6 protein-coding genes, 2 tRNA genes and 3 rRNA genes are annotated in these 11,850 nt (G+C 40.4%); 7 read left to right on the forward strand and 4 right to left on the reverse strand.

The window, feature by feature from the left end; translation table 11 throughout:
• Window positions 1-2: 2 nt before the first annotated feature.
• Together LPC23_RS04605 and LPC23_RS04610 are read right to left on the reverse strand one after the other, a co-directional pair.
• Window positions 3-536: a YfiT family bacillithiol transferase gene (locus LPC23_RS04605; protein ID WP_229331451.1), complete on the reverse strand. Its 534-nt coding sequence runs from the start codon at window positions 534-536 to the stop codon at window positions 3-5.
• A gap of 10 nt (window positions 537-546) precedes the next feature.
• The gene (locus tag LPC23_RS04610) at window positions 547-1,254 is read right to left on the reverse strand and encodes a class I SAM-dependent methyltransferase (RefSeq protein ID WP_229331453.1); all 708 of its coding nucleotides are present in this window, start codon (window positions 1,252-1,254) and stop codon (window positions 547-549) included.
• An 88-nt stretch (window positions 1,255-1,342) separates the two neighbouring features.
• Between LPC23_RS04610 and LPC23_RS04615 the strand changes: the two genes are divergently transcribed.
• Window positions 1,343-1,840 (forward strand): YkgJ family cysteine cluster protein, encoded by a 498-nt coding sequence (locus tag LPC23_RS04615; protein WP_229331574.1) that lies wholly within the window; start codon window positions 1,343-1,345, stop codon window positions 1,838-1,840.
• Here the strand turns inward: LPC23_RS04615 and LPC23_RS04620 are convergent.
• Window positions 1,837-3,090, reverse strand: a complete 1,254-nt coding sequence (locus LPC23_RS04620; RefSeq protein WP_229331455.1) for an exo-beta-N-acetylmuramidase NamZ family protein — start codon at window positions 3,088-3,090, stop codon at window positions 1,837-1,839. The genes LPC23_RS04615 and LPC23_RS04620 overlap by 4 nt on opposite strands.
• Before the next feature lie 80 nt (window positions 3,091-3,170).
• Between LPC23_RS04620 and LPC23_RS04625 the strand changes: the two genes are divergently transcribed.
• The 6 genes from LPC23_RS04625 (at window position 3,171) to rrf (ending at window position 10,573) form a co-directional block, all read left to right on the forward strand.
• The gene (locus tag LPC23_RS04625) at window positions 3,171-4,406 is read left to right on the forward strand and encodes an ABC transporter permease (RefSeq protein ID WP_229331457.1); all 1,236 of its coding nucleotides are present in this window, start codon (window positions 3,171-3,173) and stop codon (window positions 4,404-4,406) included.
• Between the two features lie 919 nt (window positions 4,407-5,325).
• Window positions 5,326-6,841, forward strand: a 16S ribosomal RNA gene (locus LPC23_RS04630).
• Between the two features lie 129 nt (window positions 6,842-6,970).
• Window positions 6,971-7,044, forward strand: a tRNA-Ile gene (locus tag LPC23_RS04635).
• Window positions 7,045-7,147: 103 nt separating this feature from the next.
• A tRNA-Ala gene (locus LPC23_RS04640) sits at window positions 7,148-7,221 on the forward strand.
• 187 nt (window positions 7,222-7,408) lie between these two features.
• Window positions 7,409-10,289 (forward strand): 23S ribosomal RNA (locus LPC23_RS04645).
• A 174-nt stretch (window positions 10,290-10,463) separates the two neighbouring features.
• A 5S ribosomal RNA gene (gene rrf, locus LPC23_RS04650) occupies window positions 10,464-10,573 on the forward strand.
• The 16S, 23S and 5S rRNA genes sit together here with 2 tRNA genes alongside, the layout of an rRNA operon.
• A gap of 620 nt (window positions 10,574-11,193) precedes the next feature.
• Here the strand turns inward: rrf and LPC23_RS04655 are convergent.
• On the reverse strand, window positions 11,194-11,775 hold the full coding sequence (locus LPC23_RS04655) for a MiaE family protein (protein WP_229331459.1): 582 nt from the start codon (window positions 11,773-11,775) through the stop codon (window positions 11,194-11,196).
• Window positions 11,776-11,850 lie beyond the last annotated feature (75 nt).

Below are 11,850 nucleotides of genomic sequence, written 5' to 3' on the forward strand. Positions count from 1 at the left end.
TTTTATTGCCAACCTTTTCTTTTTTTCAATTCGGTTATATGCGCCAAATGATGCAATCCATGCCAAGCATAAGTTCCAATAACTTCTTTGATTTGAAACGACGCATTATGTTCAGGATGAATAAATGATTTGTTTAAATCCGATACTGATAGACTATTCATTAAATAAGACAAACGGAAATGCAATCCTCCTAATAAAGTTAGACTAGATTCAATAGGCATTTTTGTATTGTCAGCCATTTCGCCCCAACGGTCTTCATAGTAGAACTTAATAGTAGGACTGTCTTCTGTTAAGGCCCATTTGATTCGGATGAAACAATTCATATGACTATCGGCACAATGGTGTACTACTTGTCGAATAGTCCATCCGCCGTCTCTATAAGGGGTGTCTAATTGTTCATCACTCAATTGTGAAACTTCTTTTTTTAGTAATATGGGAAATTCGGCTATTTCCTGAATTCGCTTAGATAAATATTCTTTTGTATAAACTTCAGGAGCTGTAAATTTTCCAATTGGATAACGTAATTTATCTTCCATTTTTTTTGATTTATAAAATAGTAAGTTGCGCTAAATAGTCAAAATGATCACCTTCCATAAGGAGTTGGCATTGTAGCCCATTAGCTAAAGCTGCATTTTGAAGCGTATTGTAATCTAAATATAGCCAAGGGAAATCAACTTCTTTTTCTTTTTTATATTGAAGGCTAAAAGTCAATTCTCCATAGTAATTGTCACTCGGAATCCATTTTCCGCCATCTTCGTCTTCATCAAACATATAGATAATGTCTGAGGAATCAATTAAAATTTGTCCGTTTTGATTCAGTAAGCTTTTTAGCTTTTGCAGATAAATTGTTGATTTTTCCAAAGTTTCAAAAATACCTGTACCGTTCATTAATAAGAGAATCGTGTCGTATTTTTCGTTTTCTAAATCTAACACATCTATAGCTCGTATATTTTTCAATCCACGAAGTGAGCATGCTTGAATAGCATTTTTTGAAATATCAATAGAATGAACATTAATATTCCGTTCGTTTTGCAAATACAAACTATGACTACCTGCGCCACAACCTATATCTAAAGTTTTTCCATTGGCTAACTGTAAAGCTTTTTGTTCAATTGTTGGCATTTCGTCAAAGCTTCGGAATAAATACGCCACTTCCATCTCATCTTCTTCCGAAATAGAAGTCGAGGTAATGATATTTTCAGGTAAAGAATTGGTTTGATAATCGAGTATGGCTTTTCCGAAAAGGTCTTTCATAATGTCATTGCGAGGAACGAAACAATCATTCCTCTTTTTATAGTTTATAGTTTCAAGTTGTTTAACTTTGCGTTAGAAATACAATATGATGTTAAAGCCAAATTTAAATGAACTCGGGAAACTTGCCAAAGATAAGCATATTGAAAACAAAAAGTATTTTGATAAGCTGAAAAAGAAATCACCTAAGAATTTAGATTATGTGATGCAAGAATTACATGATGCCGAATTTAAAAAATCAGATTGTTTGACTTGTGCGAATTGCTGTAAAACTACTGGGCCTTTATTTACTTCGGCAGATATTGAACGTATCGCTAAACATCTCAGGCAAAAACCACAACAATTCATTGAACAGTATCTTCGCATTGACGAGGACAATGATTATGTATTGCAATCAGTACCTTGTTCATTTTTGGATAATGACAACACTTGTTTTATATATGATGTTCGTCCCAAAGCATGTCGTGAATTTCCGCATACTGACCGAAAGAAGTTTCAGCAAATTTCTGATTTGACTTTAAAGAACATTCCGATTTGTCCTGCAGTCTACAATATTGTAGAAGAAATGAAAAAGAAAATACCGCTTTAGTAAAGTAAATATTTTTTTCTAATTTCTTTGAATTGCTCCAGACCTGGTTTCCAACTTTTTTTGATTTTTCGTTCAGATAGTCCTGCTTCAATTTGAAGTTGCAAGGTTTTTGTTCCGGCTAACTTGCTAAAAAATGGAATGAAAAATTGACTTGTGTCTTGTGTTGTTTTGTAGGCTTTAATTAGCCATTTCAATTCAATTTGGTGGACAGGTTCAACTGTTGACAAATCCTCTCCATAACACAAAATGCCTTTATGCATAGGTTCTTTGGCACCAATATTAGGTTCAGGAGTAAAACTAAATCCAGTATTGGGTAAAAATGGTGAACCATAAATTTGAAATTGTTTATCCGTGCCGCGGCCACTACTGACATTGGTTCCTTCAAAAAAGCACAAACTTGCATACAAATTTATCGATTGATCATTAGGAAGATTTGGCGAAGGTTTTTCAAGAATAGTATACGAAGCATTGCGGTCATATTGAACACAGGGAATCACTATTAAATTGCATTGCAGCGCTTGTCCTGAATCTTTAGAAGAATGCAACCAGTTTTCGCCATTGATCATTTGAGCATATTCCCCAATTGTCATTCCATACAAAACCGGAACAGGATGCATCCCAACAAAGCTTGTGAATTCTTTTTCTAAAATTGGACCATCAATAATGAATCCATTAGGATTTGGACGGTCCAAAACCAGTAGCGGAATGTTATTTTCGGCACAAGCTTCCATAACATAATGAAGACTCGATAAATAGGTGTAAAATCGGGCACCTACATCTTGAATGTCAAAAACTAAAATATCAATCCCTTCTAATTGTTCGTGTTTCGGTTTTTTATTCGCGCCATAAAGAGAAATAATTGGCAATCCTGTCTTGGTATCTTTACCATCTACGATTAATTCGCCAGCATCAGCAGTACCTCGAAATCCGTGTTCTGGTGCAAATATTTTTTGAATAGTAATGGTGTTAGCTACCAAAAAATCTACCAGATGTGTTTTATTAGTTAAAACCCCAGTTTGATTACTAACGACTCCCACTTTTTTGTCCTTTAATAAAGGTAGGTAGTTTTCAAAATTGTCTGCCCCTGTTTTAAAACCTGAAGGCTGAGATCGGTTGAACATTATCCCATTTTCTTTACTACTTGATTCTGAATTGATTTTTGAAACTGTAAAATTCTTATTTACTGAACAAGAAGCGACTAAAAGAACGAAACAGAAAAATAAAATATGTTTTTTAAATTTTGTAATCATAATGCATCGAATAAATAGATGGTCAATTAGTGTAATTCGTGTTTTAGCTGTATTTTTGGCTCAAGTAAATACCCAATCATTTGAATTTAGAATATTTCATAGCCAAAAGACTAGTTACTGCTAAAGAATATAAAAGTAGTATTTCTGCTCCAATAATAAAAATTGCTATCGCTGCTATTGCTATTGGAATGGTAATGATGATTATTTCGTTAGCCACCGGAATGGGTTTGCAGCAAAAAATCCGCGAAAAAGTATCAGCTTTTAATGGACATATTATCATTTCAAATTATGATAATAACCAATCGGAAGCAACACTAACTCCTATTTCCAAAAATCAAAAATTTTATCCCAAGTTCAATTCTGTAGCTGGTATTAGCCATATTCAAGCTGTGGCTACTAAAGCTGGAATTATTAGAACAGAAAAAGCGTTTGAAGGAATTATTTTCAAAGGAGTAGGAACAGATTACAAATGGGATAATATTCAGGAATATTTGATAGCAGGACATTTGCCTAATTTGTCAAGCCAACTTAACTCAGAAGTTGTGATTTCTCAATTCTTAGCTGATAGATTAGAATTAAAAGTTGGAGACGCTTTCAATACTTTTTTTATCAAAGAAAATCAAAATCAACTTCCCAACATTCGACGACTTAAAATCACAGGAATCTTCAATTCGGGATTTCAAGAATTTGATGCTACTTATATAATAGGAGACATTCGGCACGTGCAACGAATGAATAAATGGACTACAAATCAAATCGGTGCGTTTGAGATTTTCGTACAAGATTTCAATCAGATTCAATCTGTAGGAGAGGAAGTGTATCAGCAAACACCTTCCAATTTGGATGCTAAGACTATAATCGAAAAATACAGTTACATCTTTGACTGGTTGCTTTTATTTGATTTCAATATTATTATTATTTCGGGAGTTATGATTTTAGTTGCGACAATTAATATGGTGGTGGCTTTATTAGTGCTTATTTTAGAACGCACCCAGATGATAGGAATTTTAAAAGCACTTGGTGCAAACAATTGGTCCGTGCGAAAAATATTTTTGTACAATGCCTTTTATCTAATTGTTCGAGGACTCTTGTGGGGTAATTGTATTGGAATAGGAGTACTGCTTATCCAAAAATACTTTGGAATTATTCAACTCAATCCCGAAAATTACTATGTCAACCAAGCTCCAGTTTATTTTAATTTAGGATATATAGCTGCATTAAACCTGCTGACAGTGGGAGTTTGTTTCTTGGTTTTGCTGATTCCGTCCTATATTATCACTAAAATTTCTCCTATCAAAGCCATTCGCTACGAATAAATAATTGCAAACACTGAGCTTGTCGATGTCGGGCGTTCCCTTTTTGCTTCGTGGCCTCTCAAAAAGGTCGGGCTATTCGCTCTATCTTTTTAAAAGTTGACTTCGAGTTCCTCAGCCTCTTTTTAAAAAGGATGCCGCTGCTATCCCTAACGCGGGTTGAACTTCAATAATAATTTCAAAGTTCAAAATTGAAAATTCGTTATTCAACATTCATTCTCCTTCATGTTTCTTTATTGCTTAATGGTTCAAAAACTTATATTTCCTTATATTCCCTTATATTTCTTATACGGTTAAATGCAATTTCAATTACAACAAAACTTCAATGACTTATAGGGTTAAAAAATCTGCGAATCTGCGGTAAATTTCAATAAATACTCTTTACAACTATTGAATTCAAAAAAACTTTCACTTATAGAAAACGGGTTATCAGCGAGTTAAGAAAAAGAACAAAAATAAAGTGTAGAAAAGCTTGTGAGAGCGGATTTAGGTTGTACTTTTGCACCCGCAATAAAGCAGACGTTCTTACTTAAGTATTGAAAAGCAAACCAAATAAGATAAAAGAAATTTTACTTTAAAAAATTTGCTAGAGATAAAAAAGTAATTATCTTTGCCCCCCGATTAATTCGGGGCCGAAAAGGGGACAAGTTCTTGAATATATTGAGTGAGTAAAACCAAAGTAATTTTTCTTAAAAAAACTTTTAATAATACTTGCGAGATAAAAAAGAAGTTGTACTTTTGCACCCGCTTTGAGAGATAAGCGACAAATAAAAAAGACACGTTCCTAGACATATTGAATTGACAGCCGTTTTGAGAGAGATCTCAAAACAAATTAAAGAGTAATAGAATCGTAAGATTCGAAAAAGACCATTAGATCATTGTCATAATACATAGAAGTAAATTTATTTGCTTCGCATAATATACGATGAAGAGTTTGATCCTGGCTCAGGATGAACGCTAGCGGCAGGCTTAACACATGCAAGTCGAGGGGTAGAAGCAGCTTGCTGCTTTGAGACCGGCGCACGGGTGCGTAACGCGTATGCAATCTACCTTTTACAGAGGGATAGCCCAGAGAAATTTGGATTAATACCTCATAGTATGTGAGAATCGCATGGTTTTCACATTAAAGTTCCAACGGTAAAAGATGAGCATGCGTCCCATTAGCTAGATGGTAAGGTAACGGCTTACCATGGCGACGATGGGTAGGGGTCCTGAGAGGGAGATCCCCCACACTGGTACTGAGACACGGACCAGACTCCTACGGGAGGCAGCAGTGAGGAATATTGGACAATGGGCGCAAGCCTGATCCAGCCATGCCGCGTGCAGGATGACGGTCCTATGGATTGTAAACTGCTTTTGTACAGGAAGAAACACTCCCTCGTGAGGGAGCTTGACGGTACTGTAAGAATAAGGATCGGCTAACTCCGTGCCAGCAGCCGCGGTAATACGGAGGATCCAAGCGTTATCCGGAATCATTGGGTTTAAAGGGTCCGTAGGCGGTTTAATAAGTCAGTGGTGAAAGCCCATCGCTCAACGGTGGAACGGCCATTGATACTGTTAAACTTGAATTATTAGGAAGTAACTAGAATATGTAGTGTAGCGGTGAAATGCTTAGAGATTACATGGAATACCAATTGCGAAGGCAGGTTACTACTAATGGATTGACGCTGATGGACGAAAGCGTGGGTAGCGAACAGGATTAGATACCCTGGTAGTCCACGCCGTAAACGATGGATACTAGCTGTTGGGAGCAATCTCAGTGGCTAAGCGAAAGTGATAAGTATCCCACCTGGGGAGTACGTTCGCAAGAATGAAACTCAAAGGAATTGACGGGGGCCCGCACAAGCGGTGGAGCATGTGGTTTAATTCGATGATACGCGAGGAACCTTACCAAGGCTTAAATGTAGTTTGACCGTTTTGGAAACAGAACTTTCGCAAGACAAATTACAAGGTGCTGCATGGTTGTCGTCAGCTCGTGCCGTGAGGTGTCAGGTTAAGTCCTATAACGAGCGCAACCCCTGTTGTTAGTTGCCAGCGAGTCATGTCGGGAACTCTAACAAGACTGCCAGTGTAAACTGTGAGGAAGGTGGGGATGACGTCAAATCATCACGGCCCTTACGCCTTGGGCTACACACGTGCTACAATGGCCGGTACAGAGAGCAGCCACTGGGCGACCAGGAGCGAATCTACAAAACCGGTCACAGTTCGGATCGGAGTCTGCAACTCGACTCCGTGAAGCTGGAATCGCTAGTAATCGGATATCAGCCATGATCCGGTGAATACGTTCCCGGGCCTTGTACACACCGCCCGTCAAGCCATGGAAGCTGGGGGTGCCTGAAGTCGGTGACCGCAAGGAGCTGCCTAGGGTAAAACTGGTAACTAGGGCTAAGTCGTAACAAGGTAGCCGTACCGGAAGGTGCGGCTGGAACACCTCCTTTCTAGAGCTTGAATGTTAGTTACTTTGGTAACACTTTCAAGAAAGAAGACGATAGATCGACATGGGATTGAATTTCATGATAATATTACTCTTGCTGTTAGTTCAAATAATACAAATAAGTAAAAAACAGAGTCTCGTAGCTCAGCTGGTTAGAGTACTACACTGATAATGTAGGGGTCCCCAGTTCGAGTCTGGGCGGGACTACTATTTTTTAACTTATGGAAATTTTAGAAGTTGAGTCATCCGATGGATGTTGTCTTTATCATTATACTGTCAACAGACGACTGATAACTGACAACTAAAACACGGGGGATTAGCTCAGCTGGCTAGAGCGCCTGCCTTGCACGCAGGAGGTCAACGGTTCGACTCCGTTATTCTCCACAAAAACAGTGGACAGTCCACAGGACTTAGTGATCAGTAGTAACTGAATACTAAAATCTGAATACTGCACACTAGTTTAACGTTCATTGACATATTGAGATAAGAAAATAATAAAGTAGAAAACATTTTTACTTGTTTATCATTAGACAAGTAAAAGAAACGGCTTATTTTAAGTAATAAGTTGGTACAATAAGCAAAATAAGGGCGTATGGGGGATGCCTAGGCTCTCAGAGGCGATGAAAGGCGTGATAAGCTGCGAAAAGTTACGGGGATTGGCACACACGATACGATCCGTAAATACCTGAATGGGGCAACCCACTATGTTGAAGACATAGTACACCGATAGGTGGGCAAACCCGCTGAACTGAAACATCTAAGTAGGCGGAGGAGAAGAAAACAAAAGTGATTCCGTAAGTAGTGGCGAGCGAACGCGGATTAGCCCAAACCAATGTTGTTACGGCAATGTTGGGGTTGTAGGACCACGAGATTTCTTGCACAAAGAACTAGAATCTACTGGAAAGTAGGACCAAAGAGGGTGATAGTCCCGTATAGGTAATGAGTGTAAAGGATAGTGGTATCCTGAGTAGGGCGGGGCACGTGAAACCCTGTCTGAATTTGGCGGGACCATCCGCTAAGGCTAAATACTCCTGAGAGACCGATAGTGAACCAGTACCGTGAGGGAAAGGTGAAAAGAACCGTGAATAACGGAGTGAAATAGATCCTGAAACCATACGCTTACAAGCGGTCGGAGCCCTTTAGTGGGGTGACGGCGTGCCTTTTGCATAATGAGCCTACGAGTTAACGTTGCTGGCAAGGATAAGTGGTTAAGTCACGGATCCGTAGCGAAAGCGAGTCTGAATAGGGCGCTTTAGTCAGTAGTGTTAGACGCGAAACCGTGTGATCTACCCATGGGCAGGATGAAGCTGTGGTAACACATAGTGGAGGTCCGAACCGGTTGACGTTGAAAAGTCTTCGGATGACCTGTGGGTAGGGGTGAAAGGCCAATCAAACTCGGAAATAGCTCGTACTCCCCGAAATGCATTTAGGTGCAGCGCTGGATTTAAGTTATATAGAGGTAGAGCTACTGATTGGATGCGGGGGCTTCACCGCCTACCAATTCCTGACAAACTCCGAATGCTATATAATGTTTACCAGCAGTGAGGGCTTGGGTGCTAAGGTCCAAGTCCGAGAGGGAAAGAACCCAGACCATCAGCTAAGGTCCCCAAATCTATACTAAGTTGAAAGAACGAGGTTTGTCTGCCCAGACAGCTAGGATGTTGGCTTGGAAGCAGCCATTCATTTAAAGAGTGCGTAACAGCTCACTAGTCGAGCGGACGAGCATGGATAATAATCGGGCATAAGTATAGTACCGAAGCTATGGATTTGTATTATATACAAGTGGTAGGGGAGCATTCTAACAGGGTTGAAGGTGTATCGTAAGGTATGCTGGACTGGTTAGAAAAGAAAATGTAGGCATAAGTAACGATAATGCGGGCGAGAAACCCGCACACCGAAAGACTAAGGTTTCCACAGCTATGCTAATCAGCTGTGGGTTAGTCGGGACCTAAGGCGAACCCGAAAGGGACAGTCGATGGACAACGGGTTAATATTCCCGTACTACTTATTACTGTGATGGGGTGACGGAGTGATGAAAGCGCCGCGAACTGACGGAATAGTTCGTTGAAGTACCTACCTATAAGATCTGCAGGCAAATCCACAGATCTTGGGGAAATACGATAGTACTCGGAGACTTCGGTCAAAGAGATAGTGCGCCTAAGGGCTTCCAAGAAAAACCTCTAAACTTCAGGTAATAAGTACCCGTACCGCAAACCGACACAGGTAGTCGAGGAGAGAATCCTAAGGTGCTCGAGAGATTCATGGCTAAGGAATTAGGCAAAATAGACCTGTAACTTCGGGAGAAAGGTCGCCAGCGCAAGCTGGCCGCAGTGAAGAGGTCCAGGCGACTGTTTATCAAAAACACAGGGCTCTGCAAAATCGTAAGATGAAGTATAGGGCCTGACACCTGCCCGGTGCTGGAAGGTTAAGAGGAGATGTTATCTTCGGAGAAGCATTGAATTGAAGCCCCAGTAAACGGCGGCCGTAACTATAACGGTCCTAAGGTAGCGAAATTCCTTGTCGGGTAAGTTCCGACCTGCACGAATGGTGTAACGATCTGGACACTGTCTCAGCCATGAGCTCGGTGAAATTGTAGTAACGGTGAAGATGCCGTTTACCCGCAGTGGGACGAAAAGACCCTGTGCACCTTTACTATAGCTTAGTATTGACCTTGGATAAATGATGTGTAGGATAGGTTGGAGACTATGAAGTGGCGTCGCCAGGCGTTGTGGAGTCATTGTTGAAATACAACCCTTTGTTTATCTGAGGCCTAACCCCGCTTAAGCGGGGGACATTGCTTGGTGGGTAGTTTGACTGGGGTGGTCGCCTCCAAAAGAGTAACGGAGGCTTCTAAAGGTTCCCTCAGTACGCTTGGTAACCGTGCGTAGAGTGCAATGGCATAAGGGAGCTTGACTGAGAGACATACAGGTCGATCAGGTACGAAAGTAGAGCATAGTGATCCGGTGGTTCCGCATGGAAGGGCCATCGCTCAAAGGATAAAAGGTACGCCGGGGATAACAGGCTGATCTCCCCCAAGAGCTCATATCGACGGGGGGGTTTGGCACCTCGATGTCGGCTCGTCACATCCTGGGGCTGGAGAAGGTCCCAAGGGTTGGGCTGTTCGCCCATTAAAGTGGCACGCGAGCTGGGTTCAGAACGTCGTGAGACAGTTCGGTCTCTATCTACTGTGGGCGCAAGAAATTTGAGTGGATCTGATTCTAGTACGAGAGGACCGAATTGGACAAACCTCTAGTGTATCTGTTGTCCCGCCAGGGGCACCGCAGAGTAGCTACGTTTGGAAGGGATAAGCGCTGAAAGCATATAAGCGCGAAACCCACCACAAGATGAGATTTCTTTTAAGGGTCGTGGGAGATGACCACGTTGATAGGCTATAGATGTAAAGGCAGTAATGTCATAGTCGAGTAGTACTAATAACCCGTAAGCTTATGTACGTTTTCCCTCCTCCCTTCGAGTCACCTCAGGGGAAGGAGGGGAGAAATTTTCTAATTACTTTTCTTTATCTCAGTATGTTAAGATATTTGCAGCGAAGCTGCAGTTGATAGTTGATGGTTGGTAGTTGATGGAAACACCAACAACCAAAAACCAACAACCGCCAACAATAATCTTAAGGTGGTTATTGCGGCGGGGCTCACCTCTTCCCATCCCGAACAGAGTAGTTAAGCCCGCCTGCGCAGATGGTACTGCAGTTATGTGGGAGAGTATGTCGTCGCCTTTCTTTTGAAAACCCTGTTTCTAACGAAACGGGGTTTTTTGTTTTATACCTGAAGCCCACCGGGCTTCCTCCTCTTAATCTCAAATGTCGCCTTTAGCTTCGCTCAGTCGGGCATAGCCCTTAAATCTTTTAAAAACCCTGTTTCTAACGAAACGGGGTTTTTTGTTTTATATATTTTTAGAAAAAATAAGATAAAATTTAGCCCGTACAGAGTAGTTAAGCCCGCCTGCGTCCCGACGCTTCGGGTTCCGAAACTTCGGAAGCAGTTATGAGGGAGTCCCGATAGTTATCGGGAGTCGTCGCCTCTGCCTGTCGGCAGACAGGTTTACTTCGCCAATTCGGCTAAAGCCTCGGGTCTTTTAAAAACCCTGTTTCGTTGGAAACGGGGTTTTTTGTTTTATAATGATTGTGTTTTGTAAAGGAGTACAAACTTTTTTAGTAGCCCCGATAGGAGCTAGCTACCTTGTAGCGCGGATAGCGGGACAAGTGGTGTTCAGGAAGTAAAAATAGGTGCTACTAAAAAACAGCAAAAATAGAATATCAAATTGATGAAGTGAAAAGTCGTAAGTAAAAGAGATTCCGAAACGAGTTCGGAATGACAAATTAAGAAACCACCTAATTTTTTAACCGTGAACGGTTTCTTGTTTGCCGTAATTAGCTATGATAGAGGATTCAAATTCGATCCATTCTTTCCAACGTATATCGACGTTGATATTTTCTTGGTATTGTTTTGCAAAACCTAAGAAGGTGGTATAATGTCCTGCTTCAGAAATCATGAGGTCTCTATAGAATTTTGCTAATTCAGGGTCTTGAATATTTTCGGAAAGGACTTTGAAACGTTCGCAACTTCGAGCTTCAATCATGGCAGCAAATAGCAATCTTTCTACCAAAGCATCGTTTCTACTTCCGTCTTTTTTAGCAAATTTGACTAGATCGTTGACGTAATTGTCTTTTCTTTCTCTACCCAATACTAATCCTTTTTCTTTAATGATATTATGTACCATTTGAAAATGTTCCATTTCTTCTAAGGCAATTCGGGTCATTTCGGTAACTAATTCTTCTTTTTCTGAATTATTTACGATTATATAGATGGCATTAGAAGCCGCTTTTTGTTCACACCAAGCATGGTCGGTTAAGATTTCTTCAATATTTGATTCTACTATATTGACCCATCTTGGATCGGTAGCTAATTTTAGGCCTAACATGAATTATTGATTTAGATATGTAAAATTACTCTTTTTATGTTCAATTTTTATTAAATATGGATGGATTTCCCGTTT

It is taken from the genome of Flavobacterium ammonificans (genome assembly GCF_020885975.1).
Taxonomy (GTDB): Bacteria; Bacteroidota; Bacteroidia; order Flavobacteriales; family Flavobacteriaceae; genus Flavobacterium; species Flavobacterium ammonificans.